The sequence below is a fragment of the Streptomyces sp. NPDC101110 genome (genome assembly GCF_044759525.1).
GTDB lineage: Bacteria > Actinomycetota > Actinomycetes > Streptomycetales > Streptomycetaceae > Streptomyces.
Genome location: NZ_JBIVZM010000023.1, coordinates 23,429 through 47,811, shown reverse-complemented (window position 1 = coordinate 47,811; position 24,383 = coordinate 23,429). Strand labels below are relative to the sequence as shown.

The following is a 24,383-nucleotide window of genomic DNA, read 5'->3' as shown; positions in this document are numbered from 1 at the left end:
GGCCGCTGTCCGGCGGCCCCGGGCGGATCAGGCCACCGGCGACCCCGCGTGCGCGGCGGCGACGGCGTGCGGGTCGGTGAAGACCCGCGGGTCGTCCCACAGCAGCTGGATGCCGTGCGCCCAGTGGTCCTCCTCCGCGTGCGCCTCCTCGCGCAACGCCAGGACGTGACGCGGGAGTTCGCCCGGCGGTACGGCCGCCACGCACGCGTCGAGCGCGTCCAGGAAGGCCTTGCCCGTGCAGCCGTCCGTCCCGGCGCACTCCTCCTGCCCGGAGCCGCAGCCTCCGTGCGACCAGACGATCACCGGGGCCGGGGCCGTGAGCGAGACGTCGAAGTGCGGCCGGGTGCGGGAGGCGGCAGGGGCGTTGCCGAACCCGGCGAGGCAGGCATCGGGCCGCCGCAGCCGCATCCGCAGCCGCCCGGGCTCCTCCGGGCCGCCGCACTCCACGCGGTGCAGCCGCGCGCCCGGGAAGCCGTCGAGCCGCTTCCAGGCCCGGGTCAGCACATGCCGGGTGCTGGCCTTGCGCCGGGCGTGGTCGGTGACGACCAGCGGGTAGAGGCAGCCGAGCGGGGTGGTGTCGTCCGGGGCGCTCTCCCAGCGGTCCACGGGCCAGTCCAGCCAGTCCCGGGGCAGTGCGAACGCCACCAGTTCGTCGGCGCCGGGCGTCAGATACCCGAACGCCGCCTCGATGCCGTCCCGCACGTACGCGGACAGTCCCTGCTGCTCGACCGTGCCGGAGTCGACCGGGTGCCGCCGCCCCTCGCTGTACGCGGACACCTCGACCCGGACCAGGCCGTCGCCCGCCCCGCTGTGGTCGAGTTCGACGAGGATCGGCGACCAGCCGGGCGCCGCGGGCGTCACGGCCGGGGTGTGCAGCAGGGCTTCGAGCCGGTCGGCGAACCGGGCGACGGTCCGTGCGGCGCCCGGGCCGTCGAGCTCGCACAGCACGAACAGGGCCGCCGACCACAGGGAGTCGAACCCCTCCTCGGGCGGCGGCGGATCGAACGGGTCGGCCGCCGCGCGGTACAGCCGCACCGGGTCGCAGTCGACGCCCGCGCGGGCCGCCCTCTCCACCAGGGCGCGCAGCCGGGCCCGGTCGGCGGTGGTGTGGTCGGAGGTCGGGACCAGACCGTGCAGGGCGGGCCAGTAGCGGGCCATGACCTGGGTGGGCATCATCCGGCCGGTGCGCACGTCCCGGGCCTCGGCCGCCGACGTGACCATACCGATGACCTCGCCGGTGTCGGCCAGCGCGACTGCGGCTCCGCTGAAGCCGGGGACCAGCGGCTGCCCGCCGGCGTGCCAGGCCTCCAGCTGGAGCCACTCCCGTCTGATCAACTGCGGTGCGGTGACGCGGTACTCGGCGAGAGTGCCCTCGTCGAAGCCGACCGGGTAGCCGTAGACGACGAGTTTGCGCGGGGGCGTGCCGTGGGCGGCCTCGACCGGCGCGAGGGCGGCCGGGGCGATCGGCATCTCCCGGTCCAGTTCCAGCACGGCGAGGTCGCCGGGGTCGGCCGCGCCGCCGTTCCAGCCGCCGTGGGCGACGACCCGGGCGGGCACGGGCGCCGTGCCCGGCAGCTCGGTGAAGCTCACTGCCGGTTCCTCGCCGGCGCCCACCACATGGGCGCACGTCAGCACCGTACGGGGCGTGACGAGGAAGCCCGCTCCGGCCACCCGGCCCCGTAACTCGATCCGCGCGTGCCACTCGGCGCTGTTCATGAGGCCGGGCTTGCCTCCGTGCCGGCCGGTGACCAGGTCAGTCTGACCACCAGGTGGCCCTCGGCGGTGCCCTTGGCGATGAACGCGCCCGTCTCGGCGGCCAGCTTGACCCCGAACTCGATCTCCACGCCGTCCGGTTTCAGCGACCCGTCGCGGAACACCCGCAGCGCGGACTCGGCGGCCGCCCGCACCCCGTCCAGGGCACCCTCGAACGTGCGGGTCGCCCGGACCGTGCCGTCGCCCCGGGAGACCGGGCGGGAACCGGAGCGCTCCTCGGCCGCCTCGACCGTGACCACCGCACCGTCACCGGTTCTGAACTCGACCAACCCGTCCACGGCACCCCCGTCGTCCTTGCGCTCGGCATTCCCATTGTGACGGACGGTACTTGATGGCGTGTGAGGCGGCCACCGTTACCTCAGGGTCCCACGGTCCCCCGGATCACTCCGAGCTCCACCAGGTCCTGCGGCCGGATGCGGAGCTGGTCCGCCGTCGTCTCCACTTCGCGCGGGGGGCGTTTGAGGATGGCCGCCGCGAGTTCCGGCGCGATCACGGAGAAGTAGCTGTCGGGCGTGGCCCAGGTGTTGCCGGGGGCGGCCAGGGCCAGGGCGCCGCCGGAGCCGCCCTCGCCGATCACCAGCGTGGTCACCGGGGTGCGGGCGGCCGCGACCGCGGCGAACAGGTCGGCGATCGCCGGGCCCGCGCCCTGTCGTTCCGCCTCCGCGTCGTTGGCCGCGCCCGGGGTGTCCACGAGGGTCAGCACCGGGATGCCGAGCCGGTCCGCGAGGCGGATCAGCCGGGCGGCGGTGCGGTAGCCGGCGGGGCGGGTCGCGGTCCCGGTCTGCGCGGCGTAGGCGACCGTGCGGCCCTCGTGCGTGCCGAAGCCGCACAGCATGCCGTCCGGGTCCGTGCCGCCGCAGCGGTCGCCGCTGATGGCGACCCGGTCGGTGAAGTAGGCGTCCAGGTAGGCGGCGGCGCGCGGTCGTCGCGGGGACCGGGCGCGGCGGACGGCGTCCCAGCCCGTGGCGGGCAGGACCGTGGACTCGCCGAGCGGCTCGGGCGGCGGGGCGGGCGTGGTGGAGGGGCACGTCAGCAGTCGCAGCCACCGCCCCAGCGTCTCGCGCAGTTCCTCGGGCCGTACGACCGCGTCGGCCGCTCCCGCCGCGACCTGCGCCTCCGCCGTGTACGCCGCCGGGTCGGCGTCGGCCGGCCGCACCCGGGAGCCTGCGAAGCCCACCTGGGCGCCGGGCAGTGCGAGCGTCACGTCGGCGCCCGCGCCCAGGGTGGCCCAGCCGCCCCCGGTCGTCGGGTCGCGCAGGACCGCGACCTGCGCCAGACCGGCCTCCCGGGTGAGCGCCGACTGGCCTGCCACCCGCTGGAGTTGGGACAGTGCGAGCATGCCCTCCTGCATGCGGCTGCCGCCCGTGGCCACCAACGGCACCAGCGGGAAACGGCGTTCGCGGGCATGGGTGTACGCCGCCTCCAGCCGGTCACCGGTGCGCTCGCCCAGGGAGCCACCGAGGAAGCCGAACTCGAACGCGATCAGCACGGCCCGGGTGCCGCCGACCCGGGCGGTTCCGCACACCACGGACTCCTGCTCGCCGGTGCGTTCGACGGCACGGGCGCGGGAGGCGTCGTAACCGGGCCAGGCGAGCGGGCCGTCGGGCCTGGAGTTCCGTGCCGGGGCGGGGAGTTCGGCGAAGGTGGCGTCGTCGGCGAGGGCGGTGACGACCGCGCGGGCGGACAGGGGTTCAGCCATGGGCCAGCACCCGCTTCATGATCTTCCCCAGGTCGTTGCGGGGCAGGGCGTCGAGGTGGTGGACGACCCGGGGCCGCTTGTGCGGGGCGAGGCGCTCGGCCACATGGCCGGCCAACTCCTCCAGCGTGGGCGGCGCCTGGGGGTCGTCCGGCACGATCCACGCCACGATCCGCTCACCCAGGTCGGCGTCCGGCTCCCCGGTGACGGCAGCCTCCCGCACCCCTGGGTGTTCGAGGAGCGCGTTCTCGATCTCACCGGCCCCGATCTTGTAACCGCCGCTCTTGATCAGGTCGGTGGCCTTGCGGCCGACGATCCGCACATAGCCGTCGGGGTCGCGCACCGCCATGTCGCCGGTGCGGAAGAAACCGTCGGCGGTGAAGGCGGCGGCGGTGGCGTCGGGGCGGTTGAGGTACTCGGTGAACAGGTTCGGGCCGCGTACCTGGATCTCGCCCACCGTCTCCCCGTCGTACGCGGTGATCTCCGAGCCGTCCTCCTCGACCAGCCGCAGCTCCACCCCCGGCAGCGGCACGCCGACCGTGCCCGGGCGGGCCTCGCCGTCGGCGCGGACGGCGGTGTTCATCAGTGTCTCCGTCATGCCGTACCGCTCGATCACCCGCCGTCCGGTCGCGGTCGCGATCCGGCCATGGTCGTGCACCGGCAGCGCGGCGGAGCCGGAGACCAGCAGCCGCGCCCCGGTCAGCCCCTTCACCAGGTCCGGGTCGCTCGTCACCGCCTCCGCGATGCGGTGGTACATCGTCGGCACGCCGAACAGCATGGTGGCCCCGGAGTTCAGCTCGCGGGCGACGCCCTGGGTGCTGAAGCGGCCCAGGTGCCGCACCGAGCCGCCGCGCCGCAGCGGGCCGAGGATGCCCAGGACCAGGCCGTGGACGTGGAACAGCGGCAGTCCGTGGACGAGGACGTCGTCGCCGGTCCACTGCCAGGCGTCGGCCAGCGCGTCCAGGCTGCCGGAGACGGCCCGGCGCGGGATGACGGCGCCCTTGGGCGGGCCGGTGGTGCCCGAGGTGTAGACGATCAGGGCCGGGTCCGCGTCCGCGGCGCGGTCCCCGGGGGCCGGGCCGGTGGCGTGTACGTCGACGTCCACGCGGGCGAGGTCCCGCAGGGGGGCGGGGAGCAGGTCGTCGGGGGCGGTGAGTACGAGGTCGGGGGCACTGTCGGACAGGATGTGCCCGAGTTCCCTCTCGCCGGACCTGGGGTTGAGCGGCACGGCCGGGACTCCGGCCAGGAGCGCGGCGACCACGGCGACGGCCGTCTCCATCGTGGGCGTCGCCAGGACGGCGACCCGTGTGGCCGCGCCGATGCGGCCCGTGAGCGCCCCGGCCGCGGCGGCGAGCTGCGCGTAGGTGAGGGAGCGCTCGCCGAACCGGAGGGCCGGACGGCCGGCCGGGCTGTCGGTCAGGGCCGGGAAGAGAGGGGGCACGCGTCACATCTCCTTGACTGTTGCCTGCTGTTGCCGGTGGGCGGTCGGCCCGACCGGGTCGTCTCCGCCCGGGGACGACCATCACCCGCCGGGCCGCCGCCGGTACGACCGCGACCACAATCCCTCCGTACACCATCAGCTGCCGGAAGAAACGCCCGCGGCGCAAGTCCGGGTCAGCTCTCCACCACGTCCGCCACCACACAGCTGACGTTGTCCGGCCCGCCCGCCGCGTTGGCCGCCGCGACCAGGGCCTGGACCGCCTCGTCCGGGGGGATGGGCGCGGTGAGGAGTTCCCGGACGCGGCCCTCGGGGACGACGCCCGTCAGGCCGTCGGAGCAGAGCAGACAGCGGTCGCCGGGGAGGGCGTCGTGCAGGCGCAGGTCCGGGGCCGTGCCGGTACCGCCTCCGGTGAGGGCCTTCAGGAGCAGGGCGCGCTGGGGGTGGGAGGCCGCCTCCTCGGGCGCCAGCCGGCCCTCGTCGACCATCGACTGGACCATCGTGTGGTCGTGCGTGATGCGGAACAGTTCGCCGTCGCGCAGCAGATAGGCGCGGGAGTCGCCGATGTGCACCAGCGCCAGCCGCGACCCCGTCCACAGCAGCGCCGTCAAGGTCGTACCGATGCCGTCGGAGCCGTCGGCGACGTCCCGCACGGCCTGTTCGGCACCCCGCACCGCGTCCTCCAGGACGCCGAGGACGCCACCGGCGGGCACCTCGTCCGCGTCCAGGACGCGCAACGCCTCCACGGCGGCGCTGCTCGCGGGGCCGCCCGCCGGTCCGAAGCCGTCGGCCACGGCGAGCAGCCGGCCGCCCGCGTAGGCGGTGTCCTGGTTGACGGGGCGCACACGGCCGGTGTCCGAGTGGGCGGAGTAACGCAGTTCCAGCATCGCGGTGTCCTTCCCGGGCCCGTCCGGGCCCGTCGTCAGGTGATCGACCAGGAACGCGGCGAGGTCCCGCCGGACTGCCGTCTCCGCCTCGACCCGTGCCCAGAAGGCCCGAATCTCGTGGGCGGCCGCCGACGCGTCGCGGGCGTGCAGCAGGCACACCCGGCGGATGTCGGCCAGCGGCATGCCCAGCCGCCGCAGCCACACCACCAGCCGTGCCTGCTCCAGCTGCGCGGCCGCGTAGTACCGGTATCCGGTGTCCGGGTCCACGCGGGCGGGGCGCAGCAGGTCCAGCTCGTCGTACAGGCGCAGTGCCTTCGGCGAGAGCCGGCACGCCTTCGCGAAGGCGCCGATCGTGAGCATGGTCATGCGTCCCCCCGGGGCCTCGGGTCCCTCGGTCGTCCGTTCCGTCTCCGATGCTGAGGCTTCACCGAAGGTGAAGGTCAAACGGGGTGTCGCGGTTCCCGGCGGGGTTGTTAGCCTGCGACGGACATCCCGTCGATCGTCCGTACGAAGAGGGAGTGGCCGTGGCCGGCACCCCGCGCATCGCCGTCGTCACCTACGATCCCCGCGGCGAGGAGCACAAGGACCGCGACCTGCCGGTGCTGGTGGACGCGCTGCGGGAGGCCGGGGCCGATGCCCTCGCCGTCGCCTGGGACGACCCGGACGTGGACTGGGCCGGATTCGATCTCGCTCTCCTCCGCTCCACCTGGGACTACAGCTGGCGCGCCCGGGAGTTCACGGCGTGGGCCGAGCGCTGCGCGAGGGCGACGCGGCTCGCCAACCCGCTCCCGGTCGTGCGGTGGAACGCCGACAAGCGCTACCTGGGGCAGCTCGCCGAGGCCGGGGTGCCCACCGTGCCCACCCGGTACTTCGCGCCCGGCGAGCCCGTCGAGCTGCCCGCCGACGGCGAGTACGTGGTGAAGCCCGCCTCCGGAGCCGGAGCCCGGTACGCCGCCCGCTACCCGGCCGGGGAGCGGGACGCCGCCCTGCGGCAGGCCGAGCGCATGCACGCCGAGGGGCTCACCGTGATGGTGCAGCCCTACCTGAGCGGCATCGACACCCACGGCGAGCGGGCCGTGCAGTTCTTCGGCGGGCGCCTGCTGCACGCCGGCGTCAAGGGCGCCGTACTCGCACCGGGCACGCCGTACGACGCCGACAAGGTCGCGCACCCCGGCATCCGCCCGTGGCAGCCGACCGCCGCCGAACTGGATGTCGCCGAGCGGGCGCTGGCCGCCGTGCCCGGGGACGCGGAGCTGCTGTACGCGCGCGTGGACCTGGCCACCGGGCCGGCGGGCGAGCCGTGCGTGATGGAGCTGGAGCTGATCGAGCCGAACCTGTTCCTCGATCTGCACCCGGGCTCGGTGCCCAGGGTGGTGGAGGCGGTGCTGGCCGCCGCCGGCTGAGCGCGGCACGCGGGGGTATACGTCCCCTGATGGGGCTTTTGGTGTACTGCTAGGGCCATGCCCTCCGAGCGACGGTCCTGGGCACCGCTGCTGGCGGTGTGCGCCGGGTACTTCATGGTGATCCTCGACGTGACGGTCATCAACGTCGCGGTGCCGGTGGTCGGGCGGGAGCTGTCGGCCTCGCTCACCGGCATCCAGTGGATCACCGACGGGTACACGCTCGTCTTCGCCGGGTTCCTGCTGACGGGCGGGGCGCTGGGGGACCGGCTGGGCAACCGGCGGGTCTTCTGCTGGGGTGTGGCGGTGTTCACCGCTGCCTCGGCGGCCTGCGCGCTCGCGCCCAGCACGCCCTTCCTGGTGGTGGCCCGGCTGGTCGAGGGGCTCGGCGCGGCGCTGATCGTGCCCGGGTCTCTGGCCCTGCTCCAGCAGGCCTACCCCGAGCCCGACGTGCGCGCGCGGGCCTTCGGGCTGTGGGGATCGATGGCGGGCATCGCGGCCTCCGCCGGGCCGTTGCTGGGCGGGCTGCTCGTCTCCACCGTGGGCTGGCGCTGGGTGTTCCTCGTCAACCTGCCCGTCGGCGCGGCCTGCCTGGCGCTCACCCTGCGGCACGTGGCCCGCTCGCCGCGGCGCGCCGACCGGGCCCTGGACCTGCCCGCACAGGTCGCGGTCGTCGCCGCGGTGGCGCTGCTGACCGCGGCGCTCAACGAGGCCGGGCGGCGCGGCTGGTCCGATCCGGCCGTACTCGCCGGGCTCGGACTGGCCGTCCTGGCCGCCGCGGCCTTCGCCCTGCGCGAGCGGCTGGCCCGGTCCCCGGCCCTCCCGCTCGACATGCTGCGCTCACGCGCCATGGGCGGCGGCGCCGCCATCGGCCTGCTGTTCAACTTCGGCTTCTACGGCATGGTGTTCACCGCCAGCCTGGAGTTTCAGCACCAGCGCGGCTACAGCGCCCTCGGCACGGGTCTCGCGCTGTTCCCCGCGGTGGCCATGACCATGTTCGCCTCGGTCCTGTCCGGCCGGCTGTCCCGCCGTACCGGCCACCGCCCCCTGGTCGTCTCGGGCATGCTCCTGGCCGCCCTGGGCCTGGCCGGCTGGGCCGCGGCGGGCCCCGATCCCGCCTACGGTCTCCTGGTGCTCCCGATGATGGCCGCCGGCTTCGGCACGTCCTTCGCCCTCACCGGCTCGACCGCCACCGTCATGGGCGCCGCGCCGCCGTCCTACTCGGGCGCCGCCTCCGCCCTGTTCAACACCACCCGCCAGATCGGCAGCGCCGCCGGCGTCGCCCTCGGCGGCAGCCTGCTCGCCTCCGCCGCGACCTACGGCACCGGGATCCGGACCAGCATGGGCATCGGGGCCGCCGCCTACCTGACGGCGGCGGCCCTCGCCTGGTGGTGCGTGCCGTCGAGGACCCGGCGCCCGGACCCGGTCTAGAACTCACGGGTCCGGGCGAACTACTGGCGAATTCCGCCCACTTGGCACAAAGTCGCGATGTACGGTCGTCGCCGACGTGGTCGAGCCGCACGGGGGAGTGGGCATGGGGAGCACCTTTCGCTACTGGGCCGAGCGCATCGTGCTGGGGCTCACCGCCGCAGTCGGCATCGTCGTCACCCTCGCCGACCAACTGGACCTGCTGGACGGTCTGGCGAGCGACACGGTCCCGAAGCTCACGCTGCTGATCCTCAGCACCGTCACGCTGTTCCTGCTGTTCGAGATCGACCGGCTCAAGGCGCTGGACAACATCAGCACCCAGCTGTCCAAGCTGGACATCGACGCCCTCGCGCGGGACCTCAAGCGTGAGCACTACGGCGGTGTGGTGCGGGTGCACCGGCGCTTCCCGGAGGAGGCCTTCGAGGGCTTCCTGAACAGCGCCGAGCGTGAGGTCACCATCCTGCAGACCTGGATCCCGAACGTGCACCGTTTCGAGTCGGCGCTGAAACAGGCCATCGCCGACCGCCGGGTCCAGGTGCGGGTCCTGCTGCTGCACCCGTCCTCGCCGGTCGCGGACCTGCGCAACGAGGCACTGCGCGGCCTGCGGGACCCCGCCCTGGAGGAGGACGTCCAGGCCGGTGTCGCACGCTGTCTGTCGACCCTCGCCTCCCTCTTCCAGAGCGTGCGCGACGGCGACCGGGCGCGACTGCAGGTGCGGGTCTACCAGGCGCTGCCGTCGATCGCCGTCTACAAGGCCGACGAGCACTATCTGGTGAGTTCCTTCCTGCACGGCCAACTCGCCATCGACTCGACCCAGTTGGAGATCGAAGGCGGCAACACCGTGATGGGCGGGGAGATCCAGGAGGAACTGGACACCCTGTGGCGCATCGGCCGCGACGTCGACCTGGACGACTGGCGCAGGTCCGTCGACACCGGCCGGTGAACCACCGGCACCACCCGTGACCCTCGGAAAGGGGTACGACATGAGAGACCTGGACGCCTTCGAGGACGGGCTGATCGAGCGGTTCCGGCAGCATCCCGTGCTGGCCGGCACCGGACGGCTGGCGCAGGACGACTTCGCGGCGCTGCTGCTCCAGCGGCGCTTCGTCTCCCTGGCCTTCACACCCTCGTACGACCTGGCGATCGACCTGCTGACCGACGAGGCCGGCCTGCGGATCGCCCGGGCCATCCTGCGCGAGGAGTATCCGGACGGCCGCGGCCACACCCGCTCGCACCGCGAGGACATGAAGGAGGACCTGCTCCAGCTGGGCATCAGCCGTGCGGAGCTGGTGGCCTCCCGGCCGACCGAGGCCACCCGGCGGGCCATTGACGATGCCTTCGCGCTGATCGCCGACGCGGGCGGGCACGAGGACGCCGACCTGCGGCTGCTCACGTTCCTGCGGTTCTGGGGCGAGGTCCTGGTGTCCGTGGAGTACGAGCACTTGTGGCGGCGCATGGAACCGGTGCTGGCGGGCGAGGACGGCCGCAACCGCTCCCGCTTCTACTACCCGCACTACGTCCACGACGCCAAGGCCCACCCCCTCACCACCGTCTCCCTGCTGTCGGCCACTCACTCCGACCGCCTGGCCACCCGCATCAGCGACCTCCTGGCACGCCAGGGCGGAGCCGAGGCCTTCCGCGAGACCGAGGAGCGGGCCCTGCGCCTCAAGGCCGCCTTCTACGACCAGTTCCTCCCGGCCCTCGACCGGGTCGGCGCACCTCAGGCCTGAGCGCCGCCCACGGACACCCGCTGCAGCAGCCCCCAGGTGAACTCCGCGACCGTCTCCCGCGGGACACCCCCGGCGTCGGGCGCGGTGAACGCCAGTCCCCACCGGGTCGGTGCCGTGCCCTCCAGGGGACGCGCCGGGGCGAAGGCCCGGGCCGCCTCGTCGACCGTGCAGGACCAGGGGGTCAGGTCGTCCAGCGTGCGCAGCTCGGGGCCCCTCGCGCCCGGCGCGCGAACCAGCCACTCGTTCCACACGGCGCGGTTCGGGGCGGTCAGCACCTCGAAGCGCAAGGCGGGCCAGAGGGGCACCGGCCAGAGCCAGGCCTCGCAGTCCAGGGCGCCGCGCCGGATCGGCGTCCTGGACTCGGGCTCGCCCAGCACCTGGCGGTACCGGGAGAGCGGCGCCCGGGAGCGCGGGGAGCGGACCATCGCCTGCCAGCGCCTGTTCGCCTCGCGCATGTCGGCGATCGACACCCCCAGCTCATGGCGGGCGTCCTCCACCAGGCCGGGGTTGTGGTCGGCCATGCGGCGCAGCAGCACCAGCTGGAAGTCGAGCGGGGTGAAGGGGCTAGCGGGGGGCTTTCCGGAGGGCATGGGACCCATCGTCGCCCACCCGGGCCCGGGCTGGACGGCGGCCGTCGGGCAGGAACAGCACCGAGTTGACGTAGCGCGGGCCGCGCAGGTGCGGCGAGGGCAGGACCCGGCGGAGCAGGCCGTGCGAGACGACGTAGGACGCACGGGCCTGGTGGTCCTCCAGCGGGAACTTCGCCAGCGGCACCCAGGTGTCGCCGGGCAGGACCCAGCCGTCGTAGCCGAGCAGGGCCAGGTAGGTCACCACCGGCGCGATCGGCTGGATGCGGGACTCCAGTTCCACGAACAGGGCCGGCCGGTCACGGGCGAGCAGGCCCGTCGCCCCGCGCAGCACCGCGGGCTCGTTGCCGTCCACGTCGATCTTGATGAAGCCGACGTCGCGCAGTCCCAGCTCGTCCAGCGTGAGGCACGGGACGTCCAGCGCGCGGCCGTGGATGTCGCGCCGGACCAGCGACGACACGCCCCGGTCGCCGGAGTCGTCCGGCGGCAGCCACAGGCGGGCGATGCCCGGCCGGTCCGAGGCCGCCGCGCGGATCACGCGGACGTTGGGCGGTGCGGCGGCGGTCAGCAGCCGGGCCAGATGGGGCACCGGCTCGACGGTCACGACCTGCTCGGCGAGGCCCGACAGGCGGTGCGTCCAGGGCCCGTACCAGCCGCCGACGTCCACCGCCGTGCCGCAGCGGGGCGGGCACAGCTCGGCGAGCCGGGCCAGCTCCGGTTCGAACCGCGGGTACAGCGCCCGGGCCGTCGCGGCCACCAGGCGGGTGGGCAGCAAGGGGGCGAGGCGGGCCGCCAGGCTGGTCACGGGGCCATCCTCTTGAGGAGTTCCTCGTGTTCGTCGTCCGGCACCTGCTCGCCCGAGGACGGCAGCAACTGCGGAATGCCGTCGGTGATCGGGTAACGGCGGTGCAGACGCGGGTTGTACAGCGCCTCCTCCCGCCCGGCCTCCTCGGCCAGCAGGTGCAGCGGGCCCTTGTCGATCGGGCAGGCCAGGATCTTCAGCAGCGGGTCGTCGGGCTTCACGGTGAGGTCAGCTCCTTGGCGGGTGGGGAGGGTTGGGGAGAGGCGTCGTGCTTCGGCATGGTCAGCAGCACGGCCACCGCCAGGGCCGTGCCCGCCACCCGCAGCGCGAGCCGCAGCGGCTCGTCCGGCAGGGCCTCGCCGAACGACAGCGTGCCGAGCACCGCCGTGAACAGGCTCGTCACGGTCGTGCACACCGGCACGATCAGCGAGGCCCGGCAGCGCTGCAACGCCGCCTGCGACATCACCAGGCCGAACGCACCGGTGAACAGGAGGAGATACGGATAGGGGGAGGCCAGCAGGCCCAGCACCGCGCCGCCGAGCCCGTCGGTCGTCAGACGGCTCGAGACGCCCTTGATGGCCAGCGAGCTGACCCCGTACAGCAGGCCCACCGCCACGCCGTACTCGACGCCGGTCGTCGGGCGCCGGTGCCGGTTGCGGGCCCGCCGCTCGGCGGAGCCGTACAGCCACACCCCGGTGGCCAGCGACGGCACGCACACCAGCAGGATCAGCTGGTAGGGCGCGTCCTGGCTGACGGTGTCGGCGCCCTCGCGCAGCGACAGCACCACCATCAGCAGCGCCAGCAGGATCGCGCCCAGCGCGTATCGCTCCCGGCCGGAGGTCTCCTCCCCGAGCAGCCGCGCCGACAGCAGCACCAGCAGCACCAGGCCGGAGACGAAGATGCCCTGCGCGGCGGCGATCGGCAGGGTGCGGTAGACGACGAGCTGCGCGGCGAAACCGGCCGCGAGGGCGAGGGAGCCGCCGATCCACAGCGGACTGCCGACGACGAGGCGCAGCAGCCGGGCCGGCCGGCGGATCGACACCTCGGGCAGGGCGGTGAGCGCCCTTTTCTCCAGCACGAAGCCCAGGCTGTACAGGGTGTTCGCCAGCAGCGCGGCGGCCACTCCCCACCACATGGGCTACGTCCTCCTGGCGTGCAGCAGCAGGATCGACGCGAGCTGCGGCCGGGCGCAGGCCAGCCGGTCCAGCGGCCGCAGCGGGCGCGGCACACCGTGGAAGGGGGCCCCTTCGAGCCGTTCGACGGTGAACCCGGACGCGGCGACGAACTCCTTGAGCGCCCGGGCGGTGTAGAGCCGCAGGTGGCCCACGACCTCCTTGCCCGGGCGGCCGTGGATGCCGCGCAGGCTGACCTCCGAGAACACCGGCTGCACACCGGCCAGCAGCAGGCCGCGGTTGTACCAGGCGGCGAGGTTCGGCGTGGACAGCATCAGATGCCCGCCGGGGCGCAGGATCCGCCGGATCTCGTCGAGGGCCGCGTCCGGGTCGACGAGGTGCTCGACGACCTCGCTGAACAGCACCGCGTCGGCCGACCCGGACGCGAACGGCAGTCCACCGCCGGTGAGTTCGCCGCGCACCGCGTACGGGATGCGGGTGCGGGCGCGGCGCAGGGCGTCCTGGGACCAGTCGACGCCGATGACGCGGTGACCCGGCAGGAGCGGGGCGGCGGTGGCGGCGGCGGTGCCGTCCCCGCAGCCGATGTCGAGGATCGTCTGCGGGCGCGCGCTCGCCGGGCTGTTCAGGGCGCGGGCCAGCATCCTGGCCTGACGGAGACTGCGCGGGGTGCCGGAGGCGACCGGCACGGCGGGGTTCTCGTAGAAGTCGCGCAGGTCGCGGGGTGGGGGGCCGGTCGTGGTCGGTGTCGTCACCCGGTCACCTCCGTGGTGTGCAGGTAGTGCTCGAAGAGATCGCGGAGGTGGGCGCCGTCACCGCTGCTGAGCAGGGCCTTCGACCAGCGCAGGGCCAGGTGGAGGCGGCCGGCCGTGGAGGCGGTGGTCACGGTCAGACCGCGTGGCATCCGGGCCGGGGCAGAGAACCAGACCGCGTGGGCGCGGCCCGCCTCTTCCCCGAAGTCCAGCGGGTAGGGGATGCGGCCGATGTTGCTGAGCAGGGTCGTCGACGTCCAGGGCGCGGCGGCCCGGCGCAGGGTGCGGGTGAGGGCGGCGCGGGCGGCGACCGGCGCCCAGGGCGAGGTCAGGAGGGCGGCGCCGTGGCCGAGTTGAGGACGCGGAAGGGCCTTGAGGGCCCGGGTCCGCTCCGCGGTGCGGCGCAGCAGGGCGGGCATGTCGGTGACGTCCGGTTCCCCCGGCGCGAACGGGACCTCGACCAGGCGGGTGCCGTTGCCGATGGGCATCGTGATGTCGCGGGGCCGGTCGTCCACGGGCATGGTGATGCGCAGGGGGCGGGGACGGGCGCCGTGCTCCCTGTTCCAGTGGGCGATGGTCAGGGCCGTGGTCACCATGAGCTGGTCGTTGACGGTGTACGGGGAACCCTTGGGGCGGTGCGGGAGGGGCAGCTCGGACACCAGCAGGCCGTTGCCGGGGGAGGGTTCGGGCGTTCCGTGCGCCACCCGGGCCGGGGGTGACCAGCCGGCCGGGGCGTCCGGGACCTCCCGCCGCCCGGGGTCGGCCGGGCGGGTCGGGGGCGCCGCCGGGGCGTTGTCCCGGCCCCCGTACACCTCGGCTGCCGTGGCCAGGACGCGCAGGCACGCCGGGCCGTCCAGTGCCGTGTGGTTGATGGTGAGCAGCAGGACCGAGTCCACCACCTCGAGCCGGATCGGCGGGGACGCCGACAGCGGCGGGGCGTGGGTGAGGGCCCGGGCCCTGGCGTCCCGCAGGGCTCGCGGGCCGGGCGCGGCGAAGGACACCACCTCCACGTCGGGCTCCGGTGTCAGCTCCCACTCGTACCGCCGCCGGTACCAGGGCCCCCGCGCCTCCCGCATCAGGATCCGCGGATGCCGGTGCAGGGCCTCCAGGAACGCCTTGCGCAGCCGCGCGTGGTCGAGGGGGCCCGGGAGGTGGACCTCGATGTGGACCGTCTCCGGCTCCGCCTCCTGGAGGCAGTGCCGGGACACCTCGTCCACCACCGGGAACGGGATGCGTACCGGTGCCGTCATACGGGCTTGCCCTCCCCGGTCTCCGTCCTCGGCAGCTGCCGCGTCGGCGCCTCCGACGGCGGCGGCCCCTCGCGCAGGCTCACCAGCCCCGCGAACAGGCCGATCAGCGCCAGCAGTTGGGCCACGTGCCCGAACGCCCCCCCGCCCGCGCCCACCGGCTCCCCGGCGCCGAGGGCCGCGACGAGCCCCGCCCCGGCCAGGGCGGCGAAGGCGATCGGCACCAGCAGGGTGTGCCGCCGCGCGGCGAGCAGCGCCAGCGCCGGGACCAGCAGCGCGAACCAGCCTGCGATCACCACCCCGACCAGGGTCAGCGCGACCGTGCCGAGCCACAGCCCGGGCAGCGGCGGGGCCGGCTGCGGCGCGTCGGGGTTGGGGGCGCGGCGGCGCCACAGCGCCAGGCCGATCAGGACCGCGATGCCGATGCCGCTGCCGATCAGGGCGGCGTCGTAGGTCGTGGCCGGCTCGTACGACAGGGTGACCCGGCCACCCGCCCCGGCCGGGACCCGCCAGCCCTGCTGCCAGCCGTCCAGGCGCACCGGGGTCAGCTCCTTGCCGTTCAGCGTGGCCCGCCAGCCGTCGTTGAAGTTCTCGTACGTCGTCAGGTACGAGGCCGCGCCCGAGCCGACCGTCACCGCGCGCCGGTCGCCCAGCCAGTCCCGGATCCGCAGGTCGCGCCCGGCCACGGCGGCCTCGGGGACCGTGCCGCGGGTCAGGGTCACGTCCGTGAGCGCGAGCGGCCCGGCGTCGCCGCCCTCCAAGCGGTGCTCGCCGGCGTCCAGCCGCACCTCGGGGTCGCCGCGGCCCTCCTGGCAGAGCGTCACCTCCACGCCCCGCCGCTCCACCAGGTCCCGCACGGTCCCCTTCGCGCCCGTCTCGTACAGCTCACCGTCCAGCGCCACCACCGGGCCCTTGCCGCAGGGCACGGAGAACTTCCGGGTGCCGTCCGGCTGCGGGGTGCGGTACTGGTCGAGGGACGGGAGGTACGCCTCCGTGAGGCCCACCGGCAGGCGCAGGTCCTCGTCGGCGACCGGGTTGTGCAGGGTCAGCGGGGCCGTCCGGGTGATCGTGATGTCGAGCCGGTCGGTGGTGATCGGCGGGAAGCGGACCCAGCCGTTCTCGTCGGCCCCGGCGATGGCGGCGCCGTCCGGGGAGCTGATGTGCACCTCGGACGCGCGGGACGACAGGCCGCCCGCGGGGGCCAGCACCAGTTCGCCGACCGGCTGCTTGCCCTCCCAGCGCAGGTGGATCGTCGGCCGGTCGCCCGCGATCCACGCCGTCGTCAGGTCGCCGTCGGTGAGGTTGCGTGCCGTGAGGCCCGCGCCGAGGCTCGCCGTGGAGTCGGCGGTGGCGACGATCCGGGACCGCTGCTCGGGCGCGACCTCGTAGAGCAGTTCGTCGAGTTCCGTGCCCGGCACGGGCACCGCGCTCGCCTTGACCCGGTACGTCCCGGCGGCCGGTGTCGTGAAGCGGCGGTGCAGGCCCGCCTCGGTGCCGGTCGCGGACAGGCCCGTGGGGTCGGAGGCCCGGTGCAGGGACACGACGGTCGCGGCCGCCGCGGCGTCGCCGGCCTCCGCCGGAAGCCGCAGCAGGCGGGTCACCTGCACGTCCGGCAGGCCGATCTCGGAGAAGCCGGCGCCGGTGAGACCGCTTCGGCGTTCCACGGAGTCCACGATCGTCAGCTTCATCCACCCCGTCGCGCCCTCGGGCGCCTTGATCCGCTGCGTCTTGCCGTTCGGCTGGAGGAAACTGGTCTTCTCGCCCTTCTCGGTCTCCACCCGCACCTTCGTCGCCGCCGCACGGACGCTCTCCTGCGGCAGCGGAGTGACCTTGAAGGAGGACGGCATGTCATAGCGGCCGGTGAAGCCGATGCGCAGCCATTGCCCGTCCGGAGTGTCCGGCGCGCCCTCCGCCCACGCGGTGTCCGGGTTGCCGTCGAATGCGTTGACCGGGTCGTACTGCGGAAGATGGAAGAGCCAGTTGCCGTAGGAGGACGCCGACACCGAACGGGCGCCGCGCAGTTCGGCCACCGTCTGGTGATCGGTGCCCTCGGTGGGCAGGATCTGCCGCGGCTTCTCACCCGGGTCCTGAAGCGCGTCCGGCGCGTTCCGCTCGTCGCGCGTGTACGTGTACGACGTACCGGCGCTGACCAGCCCGAAGCGGGTGTCCGCCCGTCGCAGCCCGTCGCCGAGCACCTGGACGGCCGGGGTGCCCAGCCCGGGGTGGTTGTCGCCGGTCAGCACGGTCGCGCGTCCGCGCAGCCGCTCCGCCAGCGGCAGCAGCGCCTCCGGCCCACCGGACACCACGGCCGTGTCGGCGACCGGGGCGAGCCCCGCCTGCCCCGGCCGGACCACGTCCTCACCGGCCGGCCGGTAGATCTCCACGGCCCGCTGCCGCGGGTACAGCCCCTCGACCTGGAGCGGCGCGTCCTGCGCGATCCGGCCGCCGGTCATCACCGGCCCGAGCCCCGTCACCCGCTCGTACCCCGACTGTTCGAGGGTGCGCTTGACCGTCGTCGTGGGCACGTAGCCGATCTGGTCGGGGTCGAGGTCGTTGCGTACGACGACGTAGTACAGCCCGGCCCGGCTCAAGTAGTCGGCCAGCCCCGGGACTTCGGCCCCGGACGTCAGCGCCTGCTCGACGGCGTCCATCGCGCGCCGGTTGCCGGGGGTGCCGAACGGCACGTAGTCGCGCTGCGCCCACCGCGACTCGGCGAGCACGTCGAGCGGCTGGTCGACGGGGGAGCCCCAGGTGTACAGGCCGTGCGCGGTGGCCGGGACGACCAGGGCCCGCGAGTCGGGCGAGTACTTCTCCAGCCAGTCGGCCGTGGCCTGCCAGTGGGTGGGGAGCTTCCGGAACGAACCCGGGTTGAGGATCGATCCGTTGAGGTACGGCCACAGCAGCCCGGGCAGGATCAGCACGGCCGCGACCAGCGGGGCGAAGCGCCGTCCGCGCACCTGCCGGGCCCCGCGCGGCTCGGCGGCCACCCCCACCAGATGCGCCAGACCGAGTACGAGCGCCAGCGCCACGCCGGCCTGGAACTTGTAGATGTTCCTGAACGGCGACAGCCACCCGTCCAGCCAGCCCTGCACCACCCCGTGGAACGGCGCCCCGAACGCCCCGCCGTACCCGGCGAGCAGAACCGGCACGGCAACGAGCACCGTCAGCACCAGCCACCGCCGCTCGGGCATGTCCCGCCGGGCGAGCCCGGCGAGGCCGAGTCCGGCGGCGAGCGCCGAGCACACGATCACGACGACGGAGGAGGCCACGGCCCAGCCGGCCGGCAGCCACGCCTCACCGAGGTGCAGATAGGCGACCCAGTTGCCGGCCCCGCGCAGTGCCTCGGTCGCCGACATGGTGTCCGTCGTCGTCCGCGCGGTCTCTATGTAGGGGAGGAAGTTCTCGCCGTACACGCCGAGCAGCAGCAGCGGCACCCACCACCAGGCGGTCACCACGATCACGGCCGGGGCCCACCAGGCGATCAGCTTGCGCCGGCGCGGGCCGGGCGGCCGGGACAGCAGGTACAGCCCGGCCGGCAGCAGGGAGGCCAGGGTCGCCGACGCGTTGACCCCGCCCATGAACGGCACCAGCAGTGCCGACCGCAGGGCCGCGACCCGGGCTGCGAAGCGCTCGTTCGTCAGCGGCAGCAGCACCCACGGCAGGAACGCCCCGGGCAGCGCCGCGGCAGACGTCGACCCGATGACGGTGGTGAACACCGGCCAGAGCGCGTACGCCACCGCCCCCAGCAGCCGGGACGCCCCACTGCCCACCCGCAGCCGCTCCGCCAGCCGCAACGCCCCCCAGAAGGCGACCGACACGATCAGCGACAGCCACAGCCGCTCCGCCAGCCACACCGGCAGCCGCACGAGGTCGCACAGCCAGTGGAACGGCAGCATCGGCCACAGATAGCCGACGTACTGGTCCTGGATCCCGCCGAACCCGGCCCGGTCGTGCCACAACTGGCCCAGATCGGCGAGGAACCGCCCCGGGTCGACCGTGACCCCGAGCTTGGTGTCGAAGGTCTGCCGCCCGGGCCGCACCGCGAGGAACAACACGAACACCACGGCCCAGAAACCCAGCAGCCAACGTCGCGACCGCGGCCCGTCGGGCGGGCCCGAGGTGGTCGCGGTGGTGGGGACGGCTGCCGGGGGAGGAGCCTGGACCGTGGTTGTCATGTAGGACACCGCCGCAGAATGAGGAGGAGGTTCCAGGTGGCGAACTCACGGATGCCGGGCGCCTTGACGACGGTCTCCGCGAGGAACGGCCAGTAGCGGGAACGCGCCGAGACGAGCGTGACGTCGTCCCGGGCGCGCACCTGCCGCAGGGTGGAGCCGATGTGCACCGCGAACAGGTTCTCGCCGAGGGTGTGCTTGGCCGGCCGGCCCGTCCGCCGCAGGTAGCGGGCCCGGGCCCGCTCGGCGCCGAACCAGTGCCACGGGGCCCACTCGTGCCCGCCCCACGGTGACAGCCAGTTGGTGAACGACACGTAGATCAGCCCGCCCGGCCGCGTCACCCGGGCCAGCTCGCTGAGGAACGTCTCCGGATCGGCCACGTGCTCCAGCACGTTGGAGGAGAAGGTGACGTCCGCGACGCCGTCCCGCAGCGGCAGCAGGTACCCGTCGGCGACGACCGCCGCGGCGGGAGGTTTCCCGCCGAGCTCGGCCGGGTCGGGCTCGAAGAGGAACGCGTGCGCCCCGCGCCGCCTGAACTCCTCGGTGAAGTACCCGCTGCCGCCACCGACGTCGAGGACGGTGCGCCCGGCCACGGGTCCGTCGTAGGCCTCGACCTGATCGGCGGCGTCGCGGGCCAGCAGGGCGTAGCAGGCCTCGGGGTCCTCCTGCTCGCGGCGGAACGCGCGGAACAGGGCGAGGGAACGCCGGAAGGACGGATCCCTCCAGCCGAGGCGCCGCGAGGCGCCTTCCGGGCCAGGGGCGGTGACGTGTGCGGCTCCGCCGCGCGGGCGGGTGGACGGTGTCACGGGGCCCAGCCCTTCACCGCCTCCGTGGCGACGGCCCTGAACTGCCGCACGGTCCGGTCCCACCGGAACTGCGCCGCACGCTCCCGGGCCGCCTTGCCCATCAGCTCCCGTTGCCGCCCGGACAGCGTCAGCGCGCACCACGCCGCGGCGAACGACGACTCACCGCGCGCGAGGATCCCGGTCTCGCCGTCCACCACGGAGTCCTTGAGCCCCGGCACGTCGAAGGCCACACTCGGCGTCTCCCGGGCCGCGGCCTCCGTCACGACCAGACCCCAGCCCTCCACCGCGGACGGATGCAGCAACAGCCAGGCCGCGCACAGCAGTCGGTGCTTCTCCGCCTCCGTCACGTACCCGGTGAACTCCACCCCCGGACCGGCGAGCCGCTCCAGGCGTTCCCGCTCCGGCCCGTCACCGACGATCACCAGCCGGCCGCCGGTCACCGGCCGCACCCGCTCCCAGAGCCGCAACAGCAGATCGACCCGCTTGTACTCGACCAGCCGCCCGACGGCGACGAACAGCGGCTCGGCCGAGCGGTCGGCCCTCGGGCCCGGCTCCTCGACCCCGTTGTGCACGACCCTGATGCGGTCCCGCTCGACCCCGATCGCCCGCAGCGCGTGGGCGGTCGAGGAGGACACGGCGACGAGCAGGTTCCGCTGCTGCGCGCCGGTCAGGGCCCAGTGCTCGAGTCTTCGGCCGATCCGTGCCGCCGGCGCCAGCGGCCCGCCGAAGCGCATCCTCCACAGGTCCGTGTGGACGTGGTTGACCAGACACAGGGTGGGCCCCCGGTGCCACAACGGCGCCAGGTACGGCATGCCGTTGCACACCTCGACCAGCAGATCGCAGTCGCCGACCCGGCGTGTGAAGGCCGATCTGGCGCGCAGGTAGTGCCCGTACGGGCCGCCCGCCGACACGACCCGGTAGTCGCGCAGGGCCGCGGGTCCCCCGCACAGCAGGGTCACCTGGTGGCCCAGGCGGGTCAGGCCGTCGGCGAGTCTGTCGACCAGCAGCTCGGAGCCGCCGGCTGAGGAGTTGCCCAGATCACGGTGGGCGAGGAAGACGATCCGGCGCGGATGTGGGGGGAGCGCCGGAGGGTGCTGCCGTGCGCCCGGGGACGCGGCGCGCAGGGCGGACGGTACGTGCTGGGGCATGGGTGCTCCAACTCGTCTCGGGGTGCGGAACTCAGCGTGGGGAAGACGTGGGCGATGCGGTCGTCGCAGAGGGCGGCCTGTGGGGGGCCTGAGCCCTTCCTGGGAGGGGAGTGTGGACGGGATGTGCTCGGGTGGGGTTGGACAGTTTTCGCCCGGACGTTCGCCAGGGCTACTCACCGACGTGACAATTTCGGGCTTTGTTGGAGCTGACGTCACATCACATCGTGAGGGTGGGCTGGGGTGAATCGGACCTTTCCGTCGGAACGGGGTTCTCCGGCTCCTTCCGCCCACGCGTCACGAGAGCACCCCCCACCACCGCCAGCACGAAGCCGGCCGCCGCGGCCCCGATCGGCAGCGTCGTGCCCACCAGCCGCAGCTGCCCGCTGTCCCGCTTCGCCTGGCGCACCGCCTCCTTCTGCGTAGCGGTCGTGAACGACACCTTCCGGCTGTCCAGCAGCACCGCCGCGTCCTTCTTCCCGTCCGGCGCCCGCAGCGTCCGCCGGGGGCCGGTCCGGGCGTAGAGCACGCGGCCCGTCGCCTGGTCCACGACCAGCTCGAAGCCGTGGTTGGAGTACCACTCCTCGGCCAGCACCTGCGGCCGCTTCGGCTGGTCGACGAGGCTGCCGGGCACCATGCGCGTGCCGGTCCGCGTCGGCGGCACGGAGCCGGTGAACCGGTAGCCGGTGTAGCCCTGGATCTTCGCGGTGCCCCGGTAGCGCAGCACGACCGTGTCGCCGAGGGAGTTGTCCCACCACTGGTAGGAGCGTTTCTGCACGTCGAAGGGGAACTTCAGGTACGCCTCGCCCTCGATGTACGGCTTCTCCCCGCAGCAGTGCACCGGCCGCGTGGTCCGGCGGTCCATCACCCAGCGGTGCGGCACGAAGTCCAGCGCGTCGTGCGGATCGGCGGCCGGCAGCGACTTGTCGGTGTCGACCGTGGTCGTCACGTCCCACACGGCGTTGCCGCTGCGTTCGCTGTCCTCGACGTTGCCCCGCACCCGCTGCGTCACGGTGATCTTCCGGTCGGGCACCGTCTCGATCCGGTCGGTGTCGAAGACGCTGCCCCGGCCGGTGTAGACGGCGGTCGTGTCGATGTCGATCGGGTTGACCGCGGCACGCGGTTCCACGTACCAGGCGAGCAGTGGCGCCAGCACCAGCAGGAACGTGCCGAGACCCAGCAGGACCAGGGAAAAGGGGGAGGTTGTACGGCGCATCCGGGCACTCCAGTGGCTTGGGACGGCTCGACGTACGAGAGGGCCGGCACGGCAGCGAGAAGCGCGCGTGCGGCTGGGCCGGGAACCGTAGGCCGCTCTTGACGGGGTGTCAATGCTTGTCGAGACTGGGCGCGACAGGCAGGGACGGGGTGCCGGGGTGGGGCAACCTCCGGACGATCTCCGGACGAATCCGGACAGAGAGGCTGACCCTGCGATGTCAAGACTGCTCGCTGCCGCACTGACCGTCGCGCTCTCCGCCGCCCTCGCCGTGGGCGCCGCGCTGGGCGTGGTCGCGCTGCTCGAAGCCACACCCGACCAACCGAACACCCCTCTGATCACGTACGAACAAGACAGTCAGGGGAGTTGACGGTGACGGCCGCCCGCACCGCAGCCGTCACGACGCGCTCGGCCTGGCACGACGTACCGCGCTTCCAGGTGCGCCGGTTCGCCGCGATCGCCATGGCCGAGGCGCCCGAGCTCGCCGAAGAGATCCTCCGCGAGATCCAGCGCGAGTACCCGCACCTGCCCGTCGTCCTCGACGACTCCGGCGAGCCGATGGCCCTGGTCGGCATCCGGCGCGCCATCGAGGTGTTCGTGCAGCACCTGGAGCACTCGGAGGGGCGCCCGACCGTCCCGCCGGGCGTCTTCCAGGACTTCGGCCGCGGCGAGGGCCTCAACGGCCGCTCCCTCGACTCCCTCCAGGCCGTCTACCGCATGGGGGTACGCCTGGCCTGGCGCCGCTTCGCCGACATCGGCCAGCGCGTGGAGATCCCGCCCCCGGCCATGTACGAACTCGTCGACGCGGGCTACGAGTACCTCGACGGACTGGTCGACCAGTCCGTACGCGGCTACGCCGAGGCCGCCGCCCGCCAGGCGGGCGAACGTCTGCGCCTGCAACGCCGCCTGATGGAGCTGCTCCTCGCCGAGCACCACCGCGGCGACCCCGCCGAGGCCCTGACCGAACGCGCCGCCCGCATCGGCTGGCCCTTACCGGCGAAGGTCGCGGTCGGCGTGCTGCTCCGCCCGGCCCGGGAGGCGATGGCCCCCGCGGTCGGTCAGGGCGTCCTGCTCGACATGGAGTACGAGCAGCCCCGCATGGTCGTGCCCGAGCCGGACGCCGCGGGCCGCCCCGAGCTCCTGCACCGGGCCCTGGCCGGCTGGTCCGGCGCGATCGGCCCACCGGTCCCGCTCACCGACGCGGCGAAGTCGCTGCGCTGGGCGGAGGCGGCGGTCCGTCTGATGGAACGCGACCTCCTCCCCTCCGGCGAGGTCCTCCACTGCACCGAACACACCGAGGCCCTGGTCCTCCTCCAGCCCGAGGAACTCATCGACGACCTGGCCCTCAGGTGCCTGGCCCCCCTGACCCACTGCGGCCCCACGCACGGCCGCCGCCTCGCCGAGACCCTCCTGGCGTGGCTGGAGACCCGCGGCGGCGCCCCGGAGGTCGCCGCCCGCCTCGGCGTCCACCCCCAGACGGTCCGCTACCGCCTGCGCCAGATCCGCGAACTGTGGGGCGACGAGATCGACGACCCGGACCGCCGCTTCGAACTGGAACTGGTGCTGCGGGCACAGCGGCTGCGGGGCGAGCTGGGGGTGACGGCGGAGCGACGGAAACGAGCGTGAGCCACACCTCGGCGGGCGCTTCTCATCGGGGCGGCTCCGGTCACGAACGTGCCGGGTGGGGGCTGCTTCTCGGCCGGGTGTCTCTCAGTGGGGTGGTTCTGTCACGTATGTGCCGGGTGGGGGCTGCTTCTCGGCCGGGTGTCTCTCAGCGGGGTGGTTCTGTCACGAATGTGCCGGGTGGGGGCTGCTTCTCGGCCATCGCGCGGCCCCCCGCGAGTCTCGCCCTGAGCCGGATGACGGTTCCCGGCGGCAGGCCCTCCACCAGTGCGCCGGGCACCGCGAGTTCCAGGCGCTCGCCCACGTACCGGGACAGCAGGTCGGCGTAGCCGGGGACCGGCCGGGCGTCGAGCACGTCGACGAGCAGCCGGTCCCAGCCGTCCAGCCGCGGGTGCGGACCGGAGGCGACCACCCGGGTGTCCAACGCGGTGAGATTCTCGATCGCCTGCACCATCCCGGTCACCTCCGTGTGTCCGCCGACTGCCGGCCGCGGCCCGTGTCCGCCGAGTCCCGCCCGCCGCGCGACGCCCGGCCCGTGCGCTCTCCGCACCGGA

The 24,383-nt window shown here is 74.1% G+C and carries 22 protein-coding genes; 6 read left to right on the top strand and 16 right to left on the bottom strand.

The genetic code is table 11. The features are described from left to right. Positions 1–27 precede the first annotated feature (27 nt). The 5 genes from ACIQU3_RS35925 to ACIQU3_RS35905 all read right to left on the bottom strand — a co-directional run bounded on the left by ACIQU3_RS35925 (position 28) and on the right by ACIQU3_RS35905 (position 6,160). Entirely contained in the window at positions 28–1,716 is a 1,689-nt protein-coding gene (locus ACIQU3_RS35925; protein WP_403929863.1) for a trypsin-like peptidase domain-containing protein, read from the bottom strand. Next, on the bottom strand, positions 1,713–2,051 hold the full coding sequence (locus ACIQU3_RS35920) for a CU044_2847 family protein (RefSeq protein ID WP_403743587.1): 339 nt from the start codon (positions 2,049–2,051) through the stop codon (positions 1,713–1,715). The genes ACIQU3_RS35925 and ACIQU3_RS35920 overlap by 4 nt, the downstream gene beginning before the upstream one ends. 80 nt (positions 2,052–2,131) lie before the next feature. Continuing rightward, entirely contained in the window at positions 2,132–3,472 is a 1,341-nt protein-coding gene (locus tag ACIQU3_RS35915) for a carboxyl transferase domain-containing protein (protein ID WP_403743591.1), read from the bottom strand. After that, on the bottom strand, positions 3,465–4,910 hold the full coding sequence (locus tag ACIQU3_RS35910) for an acyl-CoA synthetase (protein WP_403929860.1): 1,446 nt from the start codon (positions 4,908–4,910) through the stop codon (positions 3,465–3,467). The genes ACIQU3_RS35915 and ACIQU3_RS35910 overlap by 8 nt, the downstream gene beginning before the upstream one ends. A gap of 173 nt (positions 4,911–5,083) precedes the next feature. Then, complete coding sequence (locus ACIQU3_RS35905) at positions 5,084–6,160, bottom strand: MerR family transcriptional regulator (RefSeq protein ID WP_403743596.1); 1,077 nt, start codon at positions 6,158–6,160, stop codon at positions 5,084–5,086. A 158-nt stretch (positions 6,161–6,318) separates the two neighbouring features. On the opposite strand from ACIQU3_RS35905, the gene ACIQU3_RS35900 reads away from it, so the two are divergent. The 4 genes from ACIQU3_RS35900 (at position 6,319) to ACIQU3_RS35885 (ending at position 10,352) form a co-directional block, all read left to right on the top strand. Next, a complete protein-coding gene (locus ACIQU3_RS35900; RefSeq protein ID WP_403743598.1) occupies positions 6,319–7,197 on the top strand; it encodes a RimK family alpha-L-glutamate ligase in 879 nt (292 codons plus the stop codon). A 57-nt stretch (positions 7,198–7,254) separates the two neighbouring features. After that, on the top strand, positions 7,255–8,625 hold the full coding sequence (locus tag ACIQU3_RS35895) for an MFS transporter (RefSeq protein WP_403929857.1): 1,371 nt from the start codon (positions 7,255–7,257) through the stop codon (positions 8,623–8,625). A 103-nt stretch (positions 8,626–8,728) separates the two neighbouring features. After that, positions 8,729–9,565, top strand: a complete 837-nt coding sequence (locus ACIQU3_RS35890) for a hypothetical protein (RefSeq protein ID WP_403743602.1) — start codon at positions 8,729–8,731, stop codon at positions 9,563–9,565. A 40-nt stretch (positions 9,566–9,605) separates the two neighbouring features. Further along, on the top strand, positions 9,606–10,352 hold the full coding sequence (locus ACIQU3_RS35885) for a hypothetical protein (protein ID WP_403743604.1): 747 nt from the start codon (positions 9,606–9,608) through the stop codon (positions 10,350–10,352). Here ACIQU3_RS35885 and ACIQU3_RS35880 read toward each other — a convergent pair. The 10 genes from ACIQU3_RS35880 to ACIQU3_RS35835 form a co-directional block, all read right to left on the bottom strand. Beyond that, positions 10,343–10,951: a hypothetical protein gene (locus tag ACIQU3_RS35880; RefSeq protein WP_403929854.1), complete on the bottom strand. Its 609-nt coding sequence runs from the start codon at positions 10,949–10,951 to the stop codon at positions 10,343–10,345. The genes ACIQU3_RS35885 and ACIQU3_RS35880 overlap by 10 nt on opposite strands. Beyond that, positions 10,917–11,744 (bottom strand): FkbM family methyltransferase, encoded by an 828-nt coding sequence (locus ACIQU3_RS35875; protein ID WP_403929851.1) that lies wholly within the window; start codon positions 11,742–11,744, stop codon positions 10,917–10,919. The genes ACIQU3_RS35880 and ACIQU3_RS35875 overlap by 35 nt, the downstream gene beginning before the upstream one ends. Next, positions 11,741–11,962, bottom strand: a complete 222-nt coding sequence (locus ACIQU3_RS35870) for a Trm112 family protein (protein ID WP_053672201.1) — start codon at positions 11,960–11,962, stop codon at positions 11,741–11,743. Before ACIQU3_RS35870 ends, ACIQU3_RS35875 begins: the two co-directional genes overlap by 4 nt. Then, positions 11,959–12,864 (bottom strand): hypothetical protein, encoded by a 906-nt coding sequence (locus ACIQU3_RS35865; protein WP_403929908.1) that lies wholly within the window; start codon positions 12,862–12,864, stop codon positions 11,959–11,961. The genes ACIQU3_RS35870 and ACIQU3_RS35865 overlap by 4 nt, the downstream gene beginning before the upstream one ends. Before the next feature lie 15 nt (positions 12,865–12,879). Beyond that, positions 12,880–13,626 (bottom strand): class I SAM-dependent methyltransferase, encoded by a 747-nt coding sequence (locus ACIQU3_RS35860; protein WP_403743611.1) that lies wholly within the window; start codon positions 13,624–13,626, stop codon positions 12,880–12,882. After that, the gene (locus tag ACIQU3_RS35855) at positions 13,623–14,873 is read right to left on the bottom strand and encodes a condensation protein (RefSeq protein ID WP_403743613.1); all 1,251 of its coding nucleotides are present in this window, start codon (positions 14,871–14,873) and stop codon (positions 13,623–13,625) included. Before ACIQU3_RS35855 ends, ACIQU3_RS35860 begins: the two co-directional genes overlap by 4 nt. After that, the gene (locus tag ACIQU3_RS35850) at positions 14,870–19,045 is read right to left on the bottom strand and encodes an alpha-(1->3)-arabinofuranosyltransferase family protein (RefSeq protein WP_403929848.1); all 4,176 of its coding nucleotides are present in this window, start codon (positions 19,043–19,045) and stop codon (positions 14,870–14,872) included. The genes ACIQU3_RS35855 and ACIQU3_RS35850 overlap by 4 nt, the downstream gene beginning before the upstream one ends. Continuing rightward, on the bottom strand, positions 19,042–19,848 hold the full coding sequence (locus tag ACIQU3_RS35845; RefSeq protein ID WP_403743620.1) for a class I SAM-dependent methyltransferase: 807 nt from the start codon (positions 19,846–19,848) through the stop codon (positions 19,042–19,044). Before ACIQU3_RS35845 ends, ACIQU3_RS35850 begins: the two co-directional genes overlap by 4 nt. After that, on the bottom strand, positions 19,845–20,996 hold the full coding sequence (locus tag ACIQU3_RS35840) for a glycosyltransferase family 4 protein (RefSeq protein ID WP_403743622.1): 1,152 nt from the start codon (positions 20,994–20,996) through the stop codon (positions 19,845–19,847). The genes ACIQU3_RS35845 and ACIQU3_RS35840 overlap by 4 nt, the downstream gene beginning before the upstream one ends. Before the next feature lie 217 nt (positions 20,997–21,213). Next, on the bottom strand, positions 21,214–22,209 hold the full coding sequence (locus tag ACIQU3_RS35835; RefSeq protein WP_403743624.1) for a DUF3068 domain-containing protein: 996 nt from the start codon (positions 22,207–22,209) through the stop codon (positions 21,214–21,216). A gap of 214 nt (positions 22,210–22,423) precedes the next feature. On the opposite strand from ACIQU3_RS35835, the gene ACIQU3_RS35830 reads away from it, so the two are divergent. Together ACIQU3_RS35830 and ACIQU3_RS35825 are read left to right on the top strand one after the other, a co-directional pair. Next, entirely contained in the window at positions 22,424–22,576 is a 153-nt protein-coding gene (locus ACIQU3_RS35830; RefSeq protein WP_403743626.1) for a hypothetical protein, read from the top strand. Positions 22,577–22,578: 2 nt separating this feature from the next. Next, on the top strand, positions 22,579–23,832 hold the full coding sequence (locus tag ACIQU3_RS35825; protein ID WP_403743628.1) for a PucR family transcriptional regulator: 1,254 nt from the start codon (positions 22,579–22,581) through the stop codon (positions 23,830–23,832). A gap of 145 nt (positions 23,833–23,977) precedes the next feature. Here ACIQU3_RS35825 and ACIQU3_RS35820 read toward each other — a convergent pair whose 3' ends face one another. After that, on the bottom strand, positions 23,978–24,283 hold the full coding sequence (locus tag ACIQU3_RS35820) for a hypothetical protein (protein WP_403743630.1): 306 nt from the start codon (positions 24,281–24,283) through the stop codon (positions 23,978–23,980). Positions 24,284–24,383: the final 100 nt, after the last annotated feature.

What these genes read in the sequence shown, in the direction of transcription:
- ACIQU3_RS35880 (WP_403929854.1), bottom strand. Translation starts at nt 10,951, where the DNA reads ATGGGTCCCATGCCCTCCGGAAAGCCCCCCGCTAGCCCCTTCACCCCG.
- ACIQU3_RS35840 (WP_403743622.1), bottom strand. Translation starts at nt 20,996, where the DNA reads ATGCCCCAGCACGTACCGTCCGCCCTGCGCGCCGCGTCCCCGGGCGCA.
- ACIQU3_RS35915 (WP_403743591.1), bottom strand. Translation starts at nt 3,472, where the DNA reads ATGGCTGAACCCCTGTCCGCCCGCGCGGTCGTCACCGCCCTCGCCGAC.
- ACIQU3_RS35890 (WP_403743602.1), top strand. Translation starts at nt 8,729, where the DNA reads ATGGGGAGCACCTTTCGCTACTGGGCCGAGCGCATCGTGCTGGGGCTC.
- ACIQU3_RS35925 (WP_403929863.1), bottom strand. Translation starts at nt 1,716, where the DNA reads ATGAACAGCGCCGAGTGGCACGCGCGGATCGAGTTACGGGGCCGGGTG.
- ACIQU3_RS35820 (WP_403743630.1), bottom strand. Translation starts at nt 24,283, where the DNA reads ATGGTGCAGGCGATCGAGAATCTCACCGCGTTGGACACCCGGGTGGTC.
- ACIQU3_RS35885 (WP_403743604.1), top strand. Translation starts at nt 9,606, where the DNA reads ATGAGAGACCTGGACGCCTTCGAGGACGGGCTGATCGAGCGGTTCCGG.
- ACIQU3_RS35830 (WP_403743626.1), top strand. Translation starts at nt 22,424, where the DNA reads ATGTCAAGACTGCTCGCTGCCGCACTGACCGTCGCGCTCTCCGCCGCC.
- ACIQU3_RS35905 (WP_403743596.1), bottom strand. Translation starts at nt 6,160, where the DNA reads ATGACCATGCTCACGATCGGCGCCTTCGCGAAGGCGTGCCGGCTCTCG.
- ACIQU3_RS35835 (WP_403743624.1), bottom strand. Translation starts at nt 22,209, where the DNA reads ATGCGCCGTACAACCTCCCCCTTTTCCCTGGTCCTGCTGGGTCTCGGC.
- ACIQU3_RS35850 (WP_403929848.1), bottom strand. Translation starts at nt 19,045, where the DNA reads ATGACAACCACGGTCCAGGCTCCTCCCCCGGCAGCCGTCCCCACCACC.
- ACIQU3_RS35855 (WP_403743613.1), bottom strand. Translation starts at nt 14,873, where the DNA reads ATGACGGCACCGGTACGCATCCCGTTCCCGGTGGTGGACGAGGTGTCC.
- ACIQU3_RS35895 (WP_403929857.1), top strand. Translation starts at nt 7,255, where the DNA reads ATGCCCTCCGAGCGACGGTCCTGGGCACCGCTGCTGGCGGTGTGCGCC.